Source organism: Solibacillus sp. R5-41, assembly GCF_002736105.1.
Classification (GTDB): domain Bacteria; phylum Bacillota; class Bacilli; order Bacillales_A; family Planococcaceae; genus Solibacillus.
Genome location: NZ_CP024123.1, coordinates 72354 through 90071, shown reverse-complemented (window position 1 = coordinate 90071; position 17718 = coordinate 72354). Strand labels below are relative to the sequence as shown.

The following is a 17718-nucleotide window of genomic DNA, read 5'->3' as shown; positions in this document are numbered from 1 at the left end:
TCGACTCCCCCTTAGCAGTACAGTTCGATAAACGTGCGCAACAATTGTTTGCCATCCTCCGTCATGATCGATTCTGGATGATATTGCACCCCTTCAATCGGCCATTCTTTATGACGGAGTCCCATTATTTCACCTTCTGCTGTCCACGCAGTTACCTCTAAACAAGATGGCAATGATTCACGCTCTACGATTAATGAATGATAACGTGTCGCCTGAAACGGATTGGCATTGTTTTTATGTAATCCAATACCGCTATGCATGACTGGTGACGTTTTGCCGTGCATTAAGCGTTCTGCTCGGATAACATTCCCCCCAAATACTTGCGCAATCGCTTGATGACCTAAACAAACGCCTAATATCGGGAGTTTGCCAGCAAACTGTTCAATAATGTTTAAGCTTTCTCCTGCTTCATTTGGTGTGCATGGTCCTGGTGAAATGACAATCATTTTTGGTGAAAGCGCGTTGATATCGTCCACTGTAATTTCATCATTACGTTTGACAACGATATCATAGCCAAACTCTCCTAAATATTGCACGATGTTATACGTAAACGAATCATAATTATCAATCATTAAAATCATTGTACTGCTCCTTCCGCCATCGCTTTTGCTTGCCACATTGCCTTCGCTTTATTCATCGACTCCAAGTATTCATTTCCCGGAATGGAATCAATTACAATTCCTGCACCCGCTTGAATATAAGCCATGCCATCTTGAATAAATGCTGTACGAATAACAATATTGAGCTCTAAATCTCCGTTATAGCCAAGCCAGCCAATCGAACCTGTATAAAGTCCTCGACGAACAGGCTCCAATTCTTCAATAATTTCCATCGTGCGAATTTTTGGCGCACCTGTAATCGTGCCTCCTGGGAACATTGCACGAATAACATCCGCATTGGATTTCCCTTGTGCCATCTGTCCGCGTACATTGGAAACGATGTGCATGACATGTGAATAACGTTCAATGACCATAAATTCATTTACTTCTACCGTTCCATATTGGCAGACGCGTCCTAAATCATTGCGCTCTAAATCAACAAGCATAACATGTTCTGCCCGTTCTTTTTCGTTGTCGATTAATTCATTTGCTAGTGCTACATCTTGCTCCTCTGAATTGCCGCGCGGACGTGTGCCAGCAATTGGTCTTGTCGATAATTCCGTGCCATCTCGTTTAATGAGTAATTCTGGAGAACCACTTACAACGGCAAAATCTGCACTTTCAATATACGCCATGTAAGGAGATGGGTTGAATGAACGTACCGCTTCATACATCACAATTGGTGCTGCATTTAATTGCTTCCCTTGTCGTACGGATAAATTCACTTGGAACACATCACCTTGTCCGATATAACCCTGAATCTTTTCAATTGCTCGTTCAAAATCCTGTGCATGGAATGATACTTTAAGCTCGCTTACATCCTCATTAATTTCAGTTGCATTTTCTTGTCCAAATAAGCGCGTAGCCAATCCTTGCTGTGCTCCTACTTGCCATTTTTGTTGCCATTGCTGTAAATTGACTTTGCTTTCTAATCGCTTCATAAGTGTCACTTCATTTGTTTTCACATTATGTACGGCCCAGTGATCAAATAAATAAAAGTACACATCTGGAATTTGTAAATCATCCTCTGCTAGCTCGGGTAAAACCTCAATTGTACGCGCATAATCATAGGAAATAAAACCGATAGCACCACCTTGGAAATCTGGCAAGTGCGGAATGCGTTCTAATTTGTAGTTATGCATCAATTGCTCAAGTTGTGCTAATGGCTCGCCTTGTAGTACTTCGACCGTCCCATCAAGCCATGCAATTTGCAAGCCATCCTCTACTGATTTTGCTGTTGCGGTTGGATGCCAGGCTGCTATGGAATATTGTCCTCCGCGTCCACTTTCTAAAAAAGCCTTTTCTTTGAGGGTCTTTGTTTGCTGTTGAAAGCTATAGAAAAATTCATCCTTTGTCATGGAAAATACTTGATACTCTAGCTGTTGCATCTACCCGTTCGCCTCTTTTCTTGTTGTTTTCTTTATTAAACTTGATAATACTGTGAAAATCCAATTATACGCGAAAATTTTTATATGGCATCTTTTTAAATAATACAATATTTGCTGATATCCCCTTAAACCGCTCCATTTTATTCATACAAAAAAGCACAGCGTCATTTCCGCCATGCTTTTGAATTGCATTTAATTAATCTTCAAATTGATATAAAGGAGTTGATAAGTAGCGCTCACCGTTTGATGGAATGACTGCTAATACATTTTTCCCTTTACCTAAACGTTTCGCCGTTTCAATCGCTGCATAAATCGCTGCACCTGAAGAAATCCCTGCTAAAATTCCTTCTTCACGCGCTACTTTACGTGCGTATTCAAATGCTACTTCATTTTCCACTGTGAATACTGACGTATAAACGTTTGTATCTAGTACATCTGGAATAAATCCGGCGCCAATGCCTTGAATTTTATGTGGACCTGGATTACCACCAGATAGTATTGGAGAATCTTTTGGCTCCACTGCAATAATTTCAATTTGTGGGAATTTCGATTTTAATACTTCACCTGCACCCGTGATTGTACCACCCGTACCGATACCTGCTACAAATGCATCTAATTGTAAACCGTCCGCTTCAAATGCTTCTGTAATTTCGGGGCCTGTTGTTAATCGATGGATTTCAGCATTGGCCGCATTTTTAAATTGCTGAGGTAAGAAATAGCCTTCTGATGCTGATAATTCTTCCGCCTTTGCAATGGCACCTTTCATTCCTTCTGGGCCCGGTGTTAAGACTAAATCTGCACCATATGCGCGTAATAAATTGCGTCGTTCAAGTGACATTGTTTCTGGCATTACTAAAATTGCCTTATAGCCTTTTGCTGCTGCAATCATCGCAAGACCGATCCCTGTATTACCTGATGTTGGCTCAATAATTGTGCCACCTGGTTTTAATGTACCATCCTTTTCAGCCGCTTCAATCATCGCTAGTGCAAGACGATCTTTAACTGAAGAACCTGGGTTAAAATATTCTAATTTCACATAAACCGTACCTTCATCTTCACCCGTAGCGTTATTTAATTTGACAATCGGTGTACGACCTACTAAATCCGCCACTGAATTTGCTAATTTGCCCATACTATCCATCCCCCTCTTAATCCCTACAAACTCTATAGGTTTTCCTTACTTCGTATTTTATCAATTTTTACTAGACATTGTCAATTACCTTTACCTATGTTTTTATAAAATTTTCAGATTATTTATTTTACCCACATTTTAACTTTGCGCAAAAAAAAAAACCGATTTACAATATAAAATATATCGTAAATCGCATTTTTTATTTATTTTTTGTTTCTCCATAAAACCAAGTTGCGTCAAATGCCCCCCAAAATGCTTCAGGTGTAATAGACGGTGATAATTGCTCCAATGCAATTTGGCGTTTTACATGATGTTCTACATCTTCATAAGAGAACGATTTCCCTTCTAGTACTTCTGCGACATACGCAATCGCATAGCGACCATCACTTAATACGAAGGGCTTTGACGTTTCTTTTGCTTTTAATTTTTGAACGGCTGAGGAAATCGCCTTCTCCGTTGTGGATTGACCTTCTGTAATAAAGCCTATATCCCCACCAAGACTGGCAGATGCTGCATCAATTGAATGCTCCCGCGCTAAAACAGAAAAATCTGACCCATTTTTTAATTCCTTTTCTACGCGCTCAGCATCTTCCTTTGCATTGACAATAATAATGCTCGTTCGATACGTCGTTGAAATATTATAAAGAGATTTATTATCCTCATAATATTTTTGTCCTGCTTGATCTTCTACAACAAGATCATGCGTTAAAACTTTTTCTAAAATAAGCTGTGCCCGTATTCTTTGACGTAGTTGCTCTGTCGACAAACTATGTATTGATGAATCATTTGCATCCTGTGCAGATCGTAGCAAAGCGATCTCTAAATCAATCTCTTGATCCGTTACATCAATTTTATACTTTTTAGCGGCCTTCTCCATAACAGCCTCATTTACTAAGTCCTGCAATGTCTCTTTTCCATATCGGCTTTCCATTGCTGCAAGCCACTGTTGGCGCGTAATGACCTCTCCATCAACAGTAGCCACTTGCTCGCTACCGCCTTTTGATGTTGAATCCTCAGATGGGAGTAACCATAACACAAACCAAAATAAATTCCCTATTAACAAAAATAATAATAAAAATAACGTTGGTTTCGTTTTTAAGCGTCGTTGTGTAAACGGTATATTTTGCGGTGTTTGTGGTGTAGTTTGGTGTAAATTACGATTGGATTTCATTCACGAATCCTTCAAGTTCTTCTCGGCTGAAGTGATACTTTTCTAAACAGAAATGACATTGCGCCTCTGCTTGACCATCTTCAACAATCATGTCTTCAATTTCTTGCACACCCAAACCAATTATAGCCGAACCAAAACGCTCTTTTGAACACTGACACTGGAACTGAACAGGCATTGACGATAAAATTTGAACATTTTCTTTCCCTAATACTGCTTCTAAAATTTGCTCTGGCGTATAACCTTTTTCAATCATTTTTGACACAGGCTCAATCGATGATAAACGCTTTTCAATCTCATCAATCGTTTCGCCTTCACAGCCTGGCATTAATTGAATGATAAAGCCACCTGATGCTAAAATCGTATTGTCTGGGTTCACTAATACACCTAAACCAACAGATGAAGGGACTTGCTCTGATTTTGCGAAATAGTAAGTAAAGTCCTCAGCAATTTCCCCTGAAACGATCGGTGTTTGACCTGAAAACATATCGCGTAAACCTAAATCCTTCACGATTGTTAATGTTCCCTCTGTCCCAACACCAGCACGCACATCTAATTTACCTTGCTCATTTAAATCAAAATGCACTTGTGGATTTGTTACGAAGCCACGAACATCCCCTTTTGCATCTGCATCGATAACGATTGGACCAATTGGACCGTTCCCCTCGATTTTTACGGTAATTTTATCTTCACCTTTTAACATAGCTCCCATCATAACAGCAGCTGTCATTGATCGACCTAGTGCTGCAGATACAATCGGCCATGTATTATGACGCTTTTGTGCCTCGTTCACCGTTTCTGTTGTCTTTGTTGCAAATGCCCGTACTTGTCCGTCAAATGCAATGGCTCTTACTAAGTAGTCCTTCATGTTGAAATTTCCTCTTTTCTATTGATTTCTTTTATAAATTATATGCAAACCTTTTAATGTTAAAAAAGTGTCAACTACATCAATCATTTGGCTTTCACTTGCAATTAATTTCGCTAATCCACCTGTTGCAATGACTAACGGCTCTTCCTTGCTTTGCATTTTCATCCGATTGACAATCCCCTCAACTTGCCCTATAAAACCATAATACACACCGGCTTGCATCGCAGCAATTGTATTTTTACCTACAATTTGCGGTGTTCGCGCAATTTCTATACGTGGAAGCTTGGATGCACGTGTATATAAAGCTTCTGTTGAAATGGCAATACCCGGTGCAATGGCGCCTCCCATATAATCACCGCGTTCATTTAAATAGCAATACGTAATGGCCGTACCAAAATCAACAATAATTAAAGATTTCCCTCCATATTCGGCTAATGCCGCGACCGCATTTACTATGCGATCTGCACCGACTTCACGTGGGTTTTCATATTTAATATTAAGTCCTGTTTTCACACCCGGTCCTACCACTAATGGTTGAATCGAAAAATATTTTTGGCACATTGCCTCCAGAGCAAACATAATAGGTGGTACAACTGAGGATATAATAATTCCATTAATTTGTTCAAACATAATGCCTTCATGCGAAAAAAAAGCTTTAATTTGCATCGCATACTCATCTTCTGTTTTCCTTGTGTCTGTTTCCATTCGCCAATGATAAATCAGTTTATCATTTTTATATACCCCTAAAATGATATTGGAATTGCCAGCATCCATTACTAAATGCACAACTGTCACCTACTTTTTTTCAACGTATTCTGTTTCAAAAATTCCTATAAGGCAGAAATTGAACCATTTTTTAGTTTCCTTTTCAATTAAAAATCACCATTTTGACAAAGGTCAAAATGATGATTTTTTGAATGTATCAATAAATTATTTTGGTTGGTCTTCATCGATGCCTTGTTTACGTTCTGTTGGGACATCTTTCTTTAAATCTGCGACCGTTGGATTTGTTGCTTGACCCACAACCTCTTCATTAATAGTAGCTGAACCCGCCGTTTCTACTGTTGGCATTGACTCTACTTTTATTACTTGAGGTGTTGATTCTTCCTCTACGATAACTTCCTCTGGTGGAAGTGTACCGTTGTCACGTAAATGCTCGATTTCTTGCGCGTTCAATGTTTCTTTTGTCATTAAAGTGTTCGCAATTAAATCCAGTAATTCACGTTTTTCTGTAAGGATTTGTTTTGTACGTTTATATTGTTTATCAACAATGTTTTGTACTTCTTTATCAATTTCATATGCAATTGAATCTGAATAGTTTTGATCTGAGTTAAAGTCGCGTCCTAAGAATGGGTTCGCTCCTTGGCTCGAGCCGTATTGAACAGCACCAAGATTATCACTCATACCATATTCCGTAACCATTGCACGTGCAATACTCGTTACTTTTTGGAAGTCGTTATGCGCACCTGTTGAAACTTCGCCAAGTACGATTTCTTCTGCTACGCGTCCACCAAGTAAACCCGCAATACGATCAAGTAATTCTTGCTTCGTCGTGAAGAAACGCTCTTCCTTTGGTAACATAATCGCATAACCACCAGCTTGACCACGTGGCACGATTGTTACTTTATGAACAGTATCTGCTTCGTCTAATTCTAAACCAACAACAACGTGACCTGCTTCGTGGAACGCCACCAGTTTTTTCTCTTTTTGAGAGTAAACGCGACTTGCCTTTGCAGGACCCGCAATGACACGGTCTGACGCTTCATCGATATCTGCCATGTTAATTGTTTTCTTATTTTTACGAGCAGCAACAAGTGCACCTTCGTTTAATAAGTTTTCTAAATCCGCACCTGAGAATCCTGGTGTACGTTGTGCTACCGCAGCAAGGTCAACCGAATCAGCAAGTGGTTTATTACGTGCGTGAACTTTAAGGATTGCTTCACGGCCTTTTACATCTGGATGTCCAACCGTAATTTGACGGTCAAAACGACCTGGGCGTAATAATGCTTTATCTAGGATGTCTGGACGGTTTGTCGCAGCGATAATAATAATCCCTTCGTTTGCACCGAAGCCATCCATTTCAACTAGTAACTGGTTTAATGTTTGTTCACGCTCATCGTGACCACCACCAAGACCGGCACCACGTTGACGACCAACTGCATCAATCTCATCAATGAAAATGATACATGGCGCATTTTTCTTCGCATTTTCGAATAAATCACGTACACGAGATGCACCGACACCGACGAACATTTCAACGAAGTCAGAACCTGAAATCGAGAAGAATGGAACGCCTGCTTCACCAGCTACTGCTCGTGCAAGTAATGTTTTACCCGTACCTGGAGGACCTACAAGTAGGATACCTTTAGGGATACGCGCACCAATTTCTGTGAATTTTCGATGATCCTTTAAGAAATCAACCACTTCTACTAGCTCAGCCTTTTCTTCATCAGCACCCGCTACGTCAGTGAAGCGCACTTTTTTCTTTTGGTCATCATACAGCTTGGCTTTTGATTTACCAAAGTTCATTACTTTATTACCGCCACCTTGAGATTGACTCAAGAGGAAGAAGAATAAAATAATAATGATTACAAATGGAATCATGCTCGTAATAAATGTTACAAAGCCGCTCGTTTGTGGTGCTTCTTTAACAATTACTTCTGGATAATCCTTTTCAATTTGCATGATGCTATCAATGGACTCTTTGTCATTTTCAAGGATGTTTACAGTGAATGTTTCACCCTCTTTAGCACCTTTTAATTGTCCGACTACTTTATATACTTTATTGTCCGGTTGCACCGTTATTGATTCAACCTTTTTACTATCTAAAGCCTCAAAGAATTCGTAAAAACTCATTTCTTCAGTTGTCTTTTTACCACCATTAAATGTGCCAAAAATCCCGATAATCACGAGAAATATTAGTAAATAAAATATGGTGTATCGAAATATTCGATTCATCCCCAGCCTCCTCACAACATTACAGAAAAACTATAAGTAAAATCTTAACATACGTTGAAAATTTCATACAATGAAAAGCATCGATTATTTTTAATGTTCGAACGAATTATGACGAATTTTGCTCAAATTCAAAATTAGAACGAGTACACTTCATGTTTTAAAATACCAATATACGGTAAGTTACGGTATTTTTCCGCGTAATCTAAACCATAGCCAACAACAAAGCCGTCTGGTACTTCAAAGCCAACAACATCCGCATTTAAAGGCACTTTACGACCTGAAGGCTTATCAAGTAATGTAATAATTTTAATTGATTTTGCTTTACGGTACTTAAATAGGTCCACTAAATAACTTAATGTTAAACCACTGTCGATAATGTCTTCAATAATTAGGACATCGCGACCTTCTACGCTCGTATTTAAGTCCTTCACAATTTTGACTTCACCAGAAGAAACTGTTGCATTTCCATAGCTCGTTACATCCATGAAATCTAATTCTACATAAGAATCAAAGCGCTTCATTAAATCGGTCATAAAAGGCATCGCCCCTTTTAAAACACCAACAGCAAGTGGGAATTTGTTTGCATATTCTTCTGTAAGTTGCGCACCAAGCTCCTTAATACGCTCTTGAATTTGTTCTTCTGTAATTACAATTTTCTCAATATCATTTTGAATCATAAGTAGATTCCTCCTTTAATTGTTTAAAGCTTTTAAATGTGAGCGACAAGTAACACTGAATCATGTGCTGCCAATCTCACATCTGAAAATTGATTGTTTACGCGTACTGCCATTACTGCTAAGAGTTCATTATTAGCATCCACTAACAATGGCCAATGAGCTCTTTTTACTAAAGGAATCTTCCCATCAATAAAAATACGTGCTACTTTTTTCTTCTGTTGCATGCCACTTAATGCAATGCGATCCCCATCCTCACGAATCCTCACAAAAAGCGGAAATTGAATCGCAGACGCCGTAAAATAATATGGCTGATACATCGCTAGTAAGGAGTCCTCACACTGCGTAAGCGCTCCAATATAAACGCGTAATTCCCCGACTGAATTCCACTCATTTAACGCGAGTTTTTGCTTCGTCAATTGACGCGGTTGCTGATTTTTTTCAAAGACAATTTCACCGTATTGCTGCCGTGCAATATAGTCCTCAGGTAAATTCACAGAGCTACTACCAACAGACGTGTCAAATAGCTTTAAAATCGATGTACATAGTGCATAGCTTTGAATCATTTTTGAATCATGATACAGATACTTTAATAGTATTAAAATGAATCTTCTTTGTAAAGCAAGTGGTTCTCTTTGGAAGTCGGATATTACAACTTTATAACAATTTTCCCTCATTTCTTTAAAAATCGTTGAAAAGCGGGTTTCAGCAAGTTGCATTAAATAACGATCATCTTCTGCTATTTGATCAGCTAGTTGCACGACATGGTGTGAAATTGAAGGGTTTTCTCGCTTTAAAAGGGGTACGACATGATGACGAAAACGATTTCGAGTATACGTGTCTTTCTCATTGCTGGCATCCTCACGATAAGTTTGCCCTTCTGTATGTAAATATTCCCCTATCTCGCTTTTTGTAACAGCTAAAAATGGTCGAATGACAAAATAATTTAAAAATGGTCGTTTTGGCACAATTCCTTTCAATCCATTTAAAGAACTTGCCTTTGTTATTGCCATTAACATGGATTCTAGCTGATCATCTGCATGGTGAGCAGTCACTAATTTATCGATTTTTTGCTCGGTCATTATTTTTTCAAAAAAACGATACCGCTCACGTCGGCAAATTGCTTGGGAATTTCCACCTTCTTTTTCTAAATACTCAGCAATTGGAATTGCACAGCTAAACACAGGAATTTCCCACTTAGCACATATTTGTTCGACAAAATTTCTGTCACCTTCTGAAGCTTCCCCACGCAACATATGGTCCACATGCGCTACAAATAATTTTATTTTGAAATAATGTTGAAATTTATACAAAAAAGAAAGAAGCGCCATTGAATCAACGCCTCCAGAACAAGCGACAAGCAATTTGTCCCCACTTGTAATTAATTGATGTTGTTTAATATAAGCCGAAACTTGATGCTCTAATAGGTGCATCCTCTCACCTCATTCTATATAGTACAAATCAATTACGCCTAGGCGTAATTGATTTGTACTTAATTAACTATACGCTGGACGGAAAACAGACCACGGTGCTGCAATATGGTGTAGTTGGAATAACATGACCGTGCAATCATCATTTGTTGGGTAACGTTGTTTAAACTGGGCCATTACATCATAGAGTACCACTTGAATCGATACGCCCTTTTTGATACCTTGACGGATTAGTTGTAAAAACAACTCTTCTTGCTTAATCCAGTTTTCTTGGCTTGCAAATAAGCCATCCGAAACCATAATAATGATATCTTCTGAAAGGACTGAAATCATTTCCGTATCTACAGAAAAGTCCGGTAAGAAACCAATAGGTGCCGCTTTACTTTCAATTTTAAATAAATCAGCCCCACGGAGTACATACGTTGTCATTCCGCCCGCTTTCCAACACCAAAGTGAACCTAATTGTAAATCAACTAACGCAAAGTCGATTGTTGCATACATATCTGAATCATTTTTGAGCGACAATACATAGTGCATCGTATGCATAGCTGTTTCAGGATCCATATTATAGGACAAGCATTCTTGCATCATTTGAATTAAACGACTACTTTCACGCTGTGCAGCATTGCTCGTCCCCATCCCATCTGACAGCATTATTGCCATTAAGCCTGTATGGATCGGGAAAACACTATAAGAATCACCTGAGACTTTTTGATGTCCTTTAGAATGTTTATATATATCATACTCCAATTGATAACGAATTGCTGAGCGAAACCTTATTTGCCGATAAAAAAGTGGTTTCTCCTCGACATGAATTTGTTGACCTTGTAAGGGCTCATGTAATAATTCGTATAATAATTGCTCCGCTTGCCGAATGACAGTATGTTCATCACGGTCATCTGCAATCGAGCAAATAAATTCTCTTGCGCCCACTTCAGTTTTTATCCACTCAATATGAATGCATTGCACTTGATGTTGCTTTAAAAATAGCTGTACATAATCATCCATTTCATCCGTACCTACCTCACTATGACGATCATCTAATAATTCTTCTAAATGATGACTTAAATCACGTAATTGTAGGGCAATCATTTTCTTGCCATGATAAAACTGCCTCTCCATGTGCTCTTTATGTGTAGCTGTTTCGAGTTCCTCTAATAATTTTGCCGATTTAATGCATTTTATCTTTAATTGTTCTTCCGCGCGAATTAATTCTATTGGTTTTGAGCCCCTTCTTGCCATTCGCCAATTTTCAATGGTGTTCTCCATTTCTCGCTGTGCTCCCCAGCATTGCTCGTAGCGGAAGCAACTCGAACAAATCATATAAGAGTCTTGGGGAATCGCGGTTGGATGCTCCTTTGTAAAGCGCTCAAACACAAGGCTTTTCATAAAAGAAACAAATTGCTGAAACTGTTTTAAATGTTCATTTGCCAAATTTGTACTTTTCACCTGTATCGGGTCAGTGCCTAATGTTTGCTGCTCATAGTATTGTTGAAGATTTCCCAAAGTCGCTTGAGGAAGCAACATAAAAAGAATCACTCCCACTAAGATTGAGAGGAAATAAACACTATCAACCGGTAAGGTCGCATCATAAAAAAAGAAAAACACACTTGGTATCATACTGAAAATGGCAATTCCGAAACGACCTGTGTCTTGCATTAATGCGGTAAATAAGCCTGTGCATGCATACAGAACAATCATGCCTGTAAACGACAAATTCCCTACCCCTAATAGCAAACCCATCGACAATGCAAAAATAACGGTCGTCCCAACTGTCGAAACAGCAGCGACAACACAAAGAATTAAGTGGAATGCTATAATCGGCAATGAAAAATAATAGACAGTAATACTTTGCATACCTATTAGAACAGCGGCAAGTACAACGAGCAGCGCGATAACCTTTTCCTTTGCCCACTGGTAATTTTTCATTTCACTTAGCGGCACAAATAATTGTGTCATTAATAACAGCATTACAAGGGCAAATAACCATTCATACAATACATACACTTGCGTTAATAAAGGTGGGATTCCCGCATACGTAACCACTTGCCAAACAGTTTGGATTACACCAATCGATAGTGTCACTGCTATATAAGGCGAAATACGGGTATATTTAAAACGCATAATGCCCTCAATTAGCAAAATTTCAAGTAATAAAATGACCACTTGTCCAACACCTAAAAATAATGTACCCGCAAGGCCCCCTATGAATGTTGAAATTTGAAATGATTTGTATTGTGTGCGAACAATAATCCAAAAGGGTAGAAAAAATGGGACCACCGCCTCAAAGAACGTGGCTTGTGCTAAACAAAAAGCGATGAATACAAAAGTGACATCTACTATTTTTCTAGTCTTTTTTGTATACGGTGGTGTAGAAAATGTAGGAAGGGGGAGATACTCCGAATATTCATTGACAACTGCCATAACAATCACCTTTTCCCTTTTTTCCAATTATTATACAAATGATAGAGTAGGAATTTTGTCTGTTTATAGAATAAGGTTCAATAAATCGTTCGACGGCTTTTATTGTGATTTTACGCTTTTATATGCCTTCATTCGTCATAAGCAGAAAATAATTTTTTGATTTACAATCAATTATGCCTTAGTTAATTATGTCCGGAATCAGCATTGTAATTAGTCTGCACGATGCAGATCAGTTAGCCGTAGTCACATAGCCTTTCCGGTTACGTTACATCCTCTGGAGGCTTAGGCCAACACGATGTTGGTCAAGAAGCGGCGTGCTTAGCCAGAGTTTCACTAGTTCAGCTGACGTCCCAACATCTACTGAAATAAATTAAAAAACTTGTTGACACTTTACATAAATCCTTGTATTATTAATTTTGTTGTTAATTTTGGCGGTGTAGCTCAGTTGGCTAGAGCACTCGGTTCATACCCGAAAGGTCGTGGGTTCGACTCCCTCTGCCGCCACCATTTTACGGCCCGTTGGTCAAGCGGTTAAGACACCGCCCTTTCACGGCGGTAACACGGGTTCGAATCCCGTACGGGTCATACTGGAAAGAGCTACCTTTTTATAAAAGGTGGCTCTTTTTTATCGTTAATTGGCAATCATAGTGCATTACCCTCTATAATAAGAGGTGTGAAAAGGAGGTATTTTATATGATTCAAAACTTTACATATCTTGCATTCCTTTGTGGTATTAGTATGCTGTTGATCGTCGGTGGCGTGTTGCTAACTAATTTGCCACTTCCATTTCAAATTATGATGATTATTTTTGGACTTATTGGAGGCATCATTTGCTTTATTACACTCATCCGCTTACTTGTTAAGCATAATCAAGACCCCAATGAAAAATAAAAAAGGACATCCTCTTGTACAAAGTAGCGGGCAAGGGGATGTCTTTTTTATACAAATTTTTAACTGCACTCTTTGTTAACCAAAAAAAGACAGTCTACTAAGTAGCCTGTCTACGTCTATTTAACACTTTTTCTACGTTTCAAACAGTCAGCAAATTACCCTCTACGAGCTCCTCGGCCACCGCGCTTTGATTCCGTTGCACGTTTTAGCGTAGATAATCGTTCATCACTATCTTTTAAGAAACGCGCCATTTTTTGCTCAAAATTTTCTTTTGGTTGACGATCATTACGATCGTTTGAACGATTATTATCGCGGCGAGGACGTTGTGAACGCTCTGGGCGATCTGGGCGATCCGGACGTTCTGGGCGTTCTGGACGCTCTGCTTGAGGTTTTGCCTTACGAATTGAAAGACCAATCTTCCCATCCGCTTCAACATTCATCACTTTTACTTCGACTTCATCGCCAACTTTAAGATGTTCATTGATATCTTTTACATAGTTGTCCGCCACTTCACTAATATGAACTAACCCCGTCTTACCATCTGGTAGCTCAACGAACGCGCCGAAATTTGTGATCCCTGTTACCTTACCTTGTACTTTGCTGCCTACTTCAATTGACATAAAAAAAATGCTCCTCCTTAAAATTTAAGCGACCTTTACATGAAAAGTCAGTTATCAATTGTTCTGAAACTTATATTGAATAGTTTCTTCTCTAATTATAGCTAACATAAAAAGAGTGTCAACAAGACACTCTATATAAAGGGAAATAATACCAACTTTTTTTGTGGCATTACGCTAGTATAACATCCGTTCACTGAAATGAATCGAGCGAATTTCAGTCAAAACTAATCCTGTTTGTCTGAGTCTTCTTCGTTATTTTTTTCTGTTGCTTTTGGAATTGTAAAGATGTATTCGCCTTCTTCAGAAAGGAAAAATTCTTTTCTGGCTAGCTTTGCAATATATTCATCATCTTCTAGCTTCATGATTTGTAAATTCAGCATCTCCTGCTGGGCGGTCACCTCATTAAGCGCTTCCGTTACAACATCTTTTTGCTCAATTTTTGCTAGTAGCTTTTCGTTTTGAGCCATATTCACATTCACTAAAAAACCGATAACCGCAACAGCTAAAACAAAAAAGACAGCCATTCTTCTTCGACGTAAAACTGCTTGCTTTGCTTTTGCCTTTACTTTAGCTTGTGGATTTGAGCGGACATAGTCATTGTTCAACGATTGAACATTCTGCTTATGTAATTGTTCTTTTGTTTTCCTCCCTAACATTCCGTCTCCCCCTCACGATAAAATTAATTATACTCATTATACGAGTTCATTTCTTCTTTTGAAAGGATTTCGCTAAATATTTCTTATAAAATTTATAAAATGGTCTAGCTAGTAGAGCAATTCCATTCAATAAAAGACGAATGAGACTACGAATAATCCGAACAATTAGATGCCCTATAAAGAAAATTGGTTTAATTAGTATATTTACAATAACCCGTCCTAAAAAACGTGCTATTTTTTGAAAGATAAATTCATAAGCAAAGATACCAGCAATTTGGGCAAGTGGATCCACGACACGCCATTGCCCACCCTTTACTAAAAACAAAAAGTAAAATGTACATATACCGAGGGAAATCCATATTATCCATTCCACTAAATATGTGAAGCGTCTCATTATTTTACTCGGTATTTCGTTTAATACTGTACGTGTACAATCAATCACTGCACCAACAGCGATTCCACTTATAAACATCACAAGGACGCTTACAAGCTGCGCACTCATCATCATCCAAACAATTTATGGAGGAAGCTTTTTGATAGTCCATTTTCGGAATCGTCATATGATAATTGCTTTACTTCACCCTCTAAAGTTAGTAAGCCTTTATCTACATCTAAATGGACAATACGTAGCTCCTCGCCACGAATTAATAGATGCCCTTGTGAGGTATTAACAAAAAATTCTTCTTGATCAAATCGTTCAATTGACTTTACAGATGTCATATCCATTCGTTTGCGATTGCGAACAGTAACTAAGTGATCGCCAGAAGAAATTGTATAACGGTTGCTTTCTTGATGGATTGTCATTTTAGTCCTCCTTTAGCTCATTGTTTTACACTATATGCTCGTACTTATTAAGACATGCCTCATGTAAAATATTTGATTGCTTGTCCGCTAGTAGAAGTTTCCCTTAAAAAGGATTACTCTTTAAACCAAAAAAAAGCATGACAACTTATTCGTTATCATGCTTAGAAGCTTATCAATTACGACTTGGCGTAATTACTTCAGGATTTGGAACGACCACTAGAAGAAACTTACTTGCATTCAATCCGCCACCTATAGAGGAAGGAGTCTTCTGCTGAATGAAGATAAATAGATGTTCTCTACGATGATTATATGTACTATACATACCATCAATTCAGGTCATCTACTATTCTTCATCATCAATAAATTCAGGTTCTACTTTTTCTAATCGCTCTTCTTTTAAAATGGTAAACATCTTTAAGGCATCTTCTTTTTTTACCATCTCACGTAACTCTTCTACGCGAGCCGTCACAATCTTTTGGCCAAATCGAATTGCTAGTTCATCGCCAACTTTCACTGCACTGCTTGCCTTTGCAATTTTTCCATTAATCGCAATACGGCCTTGTACCGCTACTTCTTTTGCCAATGTACGGCGCTTGATTAAACGAGACACTTTTAAAAATTTATCTAAACGCATGGAATTATTCCCCTCTTTCTATTCGTTTTGCCTCATCCCAAAAGGCATCTAATTGATCTAATGTAAAGCTTTCGAAAGTTTTCCCAATTTCTTTGACACGTTGTTCTACATAATTAAAACGGCGCGCAAATTTTTCGTTTGCATGAATCATCGCCTCTTCTGGTGAGATTTTATAAAAACGTGCGAGATTCACAAGTGTAAATAAAACATCACCAAATTCATCTAAACGTGTTGTCTGTGAACCGTTAGCAATCTCTTCACGGAACTCTTGCCATTCCTCAGCAAACTTCTCCCATGCATCTTCTACATTTGGCCAATCAAAACCAACTGTTGCTGCCTTTTTTTGATAATTATACGAGGTTTGTAGAGTGGAAGTCGGACGATATTCATTTTTTAATAATAGGACGTCGGCTTCAGGTCCCTTTTCTGCCTTTTTGATTGCTTCCCAATTCGCCACAACTGCTTCTGCATCTTCCACAGAAACATCTCCAAAGACATGTGGATGGCGGCGAATCATCTTTTCATTAATAGAAGCTAGAACTTCTTCTAATGTGAAATAGCCATTATCTTCTCCGATTTGAGCATGTAAAAATACTTGTAGTAGCACATCCCCAAGTTCTTCTACCATAGCGAAATCATCTTCAGCATCCACCGCAGCTAAAAATTCATGCGCTTCTTCTAATAAATACTTTTTTAATGATTCATGCGTCTGCTTTTGATCCCACGGACAGCCCTTTGGCCCGCGTAACGTGGCAATAATTTGACGGAATGTCACCCAATCACGTAACGCATCTTCATCATTTTGAACAGGTGGTACATAAACAGTCGTTAAATTATTGATTTCTGCTGCCTGGTCGAGCTCATATAATGGCACTGTTCTAAGTTGTTCTTGAGAGGATCCTGCTGCTGTCACAATCGTTATCGGATAATCATCTCGGTATTTTTCCATTAGTGTCAACTTCACTTCTGAAGCGCTAAAAGCATCGTATACTTGCGCAATTAAAATGTGCTGACGCATATTCACATCATGCATTGACATACTTGTACCATCTAATAATTGAAAGCCTTCAATTGGGTCAATTTTTAGCGCTCCGAAAATTGGATCTAAGAAACTTTGTCCACCTTCAATTACAAGCTGGATTTGTCCTTTTTTATGTGCCTCAATTAAATGTTGCACGGTTTGCTCTGCTACAAGGGGATGCCCTGGTACAGCATACATAATATCCTCATGTGCCACTGCTTCAATTAAACGCTGGGCAATTTCCTCATAAACAGGGCCAAATGAGCCGTGTTTCACATAAATTTCATCGAAGCTCGTAAAGTCAATCCCCTGTTCACGTAAGTCTTGTAACACTGGATGATCGTCTGTACGAACAAATAAATTTTTTGCTGCTTTAATTTTTTTATAAACGCCCATTTGCATTTGATCAAAATCTGCTGCACCTAGACCTATCACTGTTAATTGATTCAAA

At 38.5% G+C, this 17718-nt stretch carries 17 protein-coding genes and 2 tRNA genes; 3 read left to right on the top strand and 16 right to left on the bottom strand.

Translation table 11 applies throughout. The features are described 5' to 3' along the window. Window positions 1-11: 11 nt before the first annotated feature. From pabA to CSE16_RS00380, 10 genes are all read right to left on the bottom strand, one after another. On the bottom strand, window positions 12-581 hold the full coding sequence (pabA, locus tag CSE16_RS00425; protein ID WP_099422069.1) for an aminodeoxychorismate/anthranilate synthase component II: 570 nt from the start codon (window positions 579-581) through the stop codon (window positions 12-14). Next, a complete protein-coding gene (locus CSE16_RS00420; RefSeq protein ID WP_099422068.1) occupies window positions 578-1987 on the bottom strand; it encodes an anthranilate synthase component I family protein in 1410 nt (469 codons plus the stop codon). The genes pabA and CSE16_RS00420 overlap by 4 nt, the downstream gene beginning before the upstream one ends. A gap of 196 nt (window positions 1988-2183) precedes the next feature. Continuing rightward, entirely contained in the window at window positions 2184-3119 is a 936-nt protein-coding gene (gene cysK / locus CSE16_RS00415) for a cysteine synthase A (RefSeq protein ID WP_099422067.1), read from the bottom strand. A 199-nt stretch (window positions 3120-3318) separates the two neighbouring features. Continuing rightward, window positions 3319-4290 carry a peptidyl-prolyl cis-trans isomerase gene (locus CSE16_RS00410; protein ID WP_099422066.1) on the bottom strand — a complete coding sequence of 324 codons (972 nt, stop codon included), beginning with the start codon at window positions 4288-4290 and terminating at the stop codon, window positions 3319-3321. Beyond that, window positions 4274-5155, bottom strand: coding sequence for an Hsp33 family molecular chaperone HslO (gene hslO, locus CSE16_RS00405; protein ID WP_099422065.1), 882 nt, complete (start codon window positions 5153-5155; stop codon window positions 4274-4276). The genes CSE16_RS00410 and hslO overlap by 17 nt, the downstream gene beginning before the upstream one ends. Before the next feature lie 18 nt (window positions 5156-5173). Further along, the gene (locus CSE16_RS00400) at window positions 5174-5941 is read right to left on the bottom strand and encodes a type III pantothenate kinase (protein WP_099422064.1); all 768 of its coding nucleotides are present in this window, start codon (window positions 5939-5941) and stop codon (window positions 5174-5176) included. 144 nt (window positions 5942-6085) lie between these two features. Next, the gene (gene ftsH, locus CSE16_RS00395) at window positions 6086-8113 is read right to left on the bottom strand and encodes an ATP-dependent zinc metalloprotease FtsH (RefSeq protein ID WP_099422063.1); all 2028 of its coding nucleotides are present in this window, start codon (window positions 8111-8113) and stop codon (window positions 6086-6088) included. A 134-nt stretch (window positions 8114-8247) separates the two neighbouring features. After that, on the bottom strand, window positions 8248-8790 hold the full coding sequence (gene hpt / locus CSE16_RS00390) for a hypoxanthine phosphoribosyltransferase (RefSeq protein ID WP_099422062.1): 543 nt from the start codon (window positions 8788-8790) through the stop codon (window positions 8248-8250). A 32-nt stretch (window positions 8791-8822) separates the two neighbouring features. Beyond that, the gene (tilS, locus tag CSE16_RS00385) at window positions 8823-10220 is read right to left on the bottom strand and encodes a tRNA lysidine(34) synthetase TilS (RefSeq protein WP_099422061.1); all 1398 of its coding nucleotides are present in this window, start codon (window positions 10218-10220) and stop codon (window positions 8823-8825) included. Between the two features lie 63 nt (window positions 10221-10283). Next, window positions 10284-12641: a SpoIIE family protein phosphatase gene (locus CSE16_RS00380; RefSeq protein WP_099422060.1), complete on the bottom strand. Its 2358-nt coding sequence runs from the start codon at window positions 12639-12641 to the stop codon at window positions 10284-10286. Between the two features lie 430 nt (window positions 12642-13071). Here CSE16_RS00380 and CSE16_RS00375 point away from each other — a divergent pair. The 3 genes from CSE16_RS00375 (at window position 13072) to CSE16_RS00365 (ending at window position 13532) form a co-directional block, all read left to right on the top strand. Beyond that, a tRNA-Met gene (locus CSE16_RS00375) sits at window positions 13072-13148 on the top strand. Window positions 13149-13154: 6 nt separating this feature from the next. Beyond that, a tRNA-Glu gene (locus tag CSE16_RS00370) sits at window positions 13155-13226 on the top strand. 108 nt (window positions 13227-13334) lie between these two features. Continuing rightward, window positions 13335-13532 carry a sodium:potassium antiporter gene (locus CSE16_RS00365; protein ID WP_099422059.1) on the top strand — a complete coding sequence of 66 codons (198 nt, stop codon included), beginning with the start codon at window positions 13335-13337 and terminating at the stop codon, window positions 13530-13532. Window positions 13533-13687: 155 nt separating this feature from the next. On the opposite strand, the gene CSE16_RS00360 is transcribed toward CSE16_RS00365, so the two are convergent. The 6 genes from CSE16_RS00360 to mazG all read right to left on the bottom strand — a co-directional run bounded on the left by CSE16_RS00360 (window position 13688) and on the right by mazG (window position 17717). Continuing rightward, a complete protein-coding gene (locus tag CSE16_RS00360) occupies window positions 13688-14152 on the bottom strand; it encodes a S1 domain-containing RNA-binding protein (RefSeq protein WP_099422058.1) in 465 nt (154 codons plus the stop codon). 224 nt (window positions 14153-14376) lie between these two features. Next, the gene (locus CSE16_RS00355; protein WP_099422057.1) at window positions 14377-14808 is read right to left on the bottom strand and encodes an FtsB family cell division protein; all 432 of its coding nucleotides are present in this window, start codon (window positions 14806-14808) and stop codon (window positions 14377-14379) included. A gap of 46 nt (window positions 14809-14854) precedes the next feature. Further along, the gene (gene yabQ, locus CSE16_RS00350; protein WP_157764732.1) at window positions 14855-15313 is read right to left on the bottom strand and encodes a spore cortex biosynthesis protein YabQ; all 459 of its coding nucleotides are present in this window, start codon (window positions 15311-15313) and stop codon (window positions 14855-14857) included. Continuing rightward, window positions 15313-15612: a sporulation protein YabP gene (gene yabP, locus CSE16_RS00345; protein WP_099422055.1), complete on the bottom strand. Its 300-nt coding sequence runs from the start codon at window positions 15610-15612 to the stop codon at window positions 15313-15315. Before yabP ends, yabQ begins: the two co-directional genes overlap by 1 nt. A gap of 343 nt (window positions 15613-15955) precedes the next feature. Then, on the bottom strand, window positions 15956-16246 hold the full coding sequence (locus tag CSE16_RS00340; protein ID WP_099422054.1) for an RNA-binding S4 domain-containing protein: 291 nt from the start codon (window positions 16244-16246) through the stop codon (window positions 15956-15958). A gap of 4 nt (window positions 16247-16250) precedes the next feature. Beyond that, entirely contained in the window at window positions 16251-17717 is a 1467-nt protein-coding gene (mazG, locus tag CSE16_RS00335) for a bifunctional methyltransferase/pyrophosphohydrolase YabN (RefSeq protein ID WP_099422053.1), read from the bottom strand. Window position 17718 lies beyond the last annotated feature (1 nt).

What these genes read in the sequence shown, in the direction of transcription:
- pabA (WP_099422069.1), bottom strand. Translation starts at nt 581, where the DNA reads ATGATTTTAATGATTGATAATTATGATTCGTTTACGTATAACATCGTG.
- yabQ (WP_157764732.1), bottom strand. Translation starts at nt 15,313, where the DNA reads ATGATGAGTGCGCAGCTTGTAAGCGTCCTTGTGATGTTTATAAGTGGA.
- tilS (WP_099422061.1), bottom strand. Translation starts at nt 10,220, where the DNA reads ATGCACCTATTAGAGCATCAAGTTTCGGCTTATATTAAACAACATCAA.
- ftsH (WP_099422063.1), bottom strand. Translation starts at nt 8,113, where the DNA reads ATGAATCGAATATTTCGATACACCATATTTTATTTACTAATATTTCTC.
- CSE16_RS00365 (WP_099422059.1), top strand. Translation starts at nt 13,335, where the DNA reads ATGATTCAAAACTTTACATATCTTGCATTCCTTTGTGGTATTAGTATG.
- CSE16_RS00340 (WP_099422054.1), bottom strand. Translation starts at nt 16,246, where the DNA reads ATGCGTTTAGATAAATTTTTAAAAGTGTCTCGTTTAATCAAGCGCCGT.
- hslO (WP_099422065.1), bottom strand. Translation starts at nt 5,155, where the DNA reads ATGAAGGACTACTTAGTAAGAGCCATTGCATTTGACGGACAAGTACGG.
- yabP (WP_099422055.1), bottom strand. Translation starts at nt 15,612, where the DNA reads ATGACAATCCATCAAGAAAGCAACCGTTATACAATTTCTTCTGGCGAT.
- CSE16_RS00420 (WP_099422068.1), bottom strand. Translation starts at nt 1,987, where the DNA reads ATGCAACAGCTAGAGTATCAAGTATTTTCCATGACAAAGGATGAATTT.
- CSE16_RS00355 (WP_099422057.1), bottom strand. Translation starts at nt 14,808, where the DNA reads ATGTTAGGGAGGAAAACAAAAGAACAATTACATAAGCAGAATGTTCAA.
- hpt (WP_099422062.1), bottom strand. Translation starts at nt 8,790, where the DNA reads ATGATTCAAAATGATATTGAGAAAATTGTAATTACAGAAGAACAAATT.
- CSE16_RS00410 (WP_099422066.1), bottom strand. Translation starts at nt 4,290, where the DNA reads ATGAAATCCAATCGTAATTTACACCAAACTACACCACAAACACCGCAA.
- cysK (WP_099422067.1), bottom strand. Translation starts at nt 3,119, where the DNA reads ATGGGCAAATTAGCAAATTCAGTGGCGGATTTAGTAGGTCGTACACCG.
- CSE16_RS00360 (WP_099422058.1), bottom strand. Translation starts at nt 14,152, where the DNA reads ATGTCAATTGAAGTAGGCAGCAAAGTACAAGGTAAGGTAACAGGGATC.
- CSE16_RS00380 (WP_099422060.1), bottom strand. Translation starts at nt 12,641, where the DNA reads ATGGCAGTTGTCAATGAATATTCGGAGTATCTCCCCCTTCCTACATTT.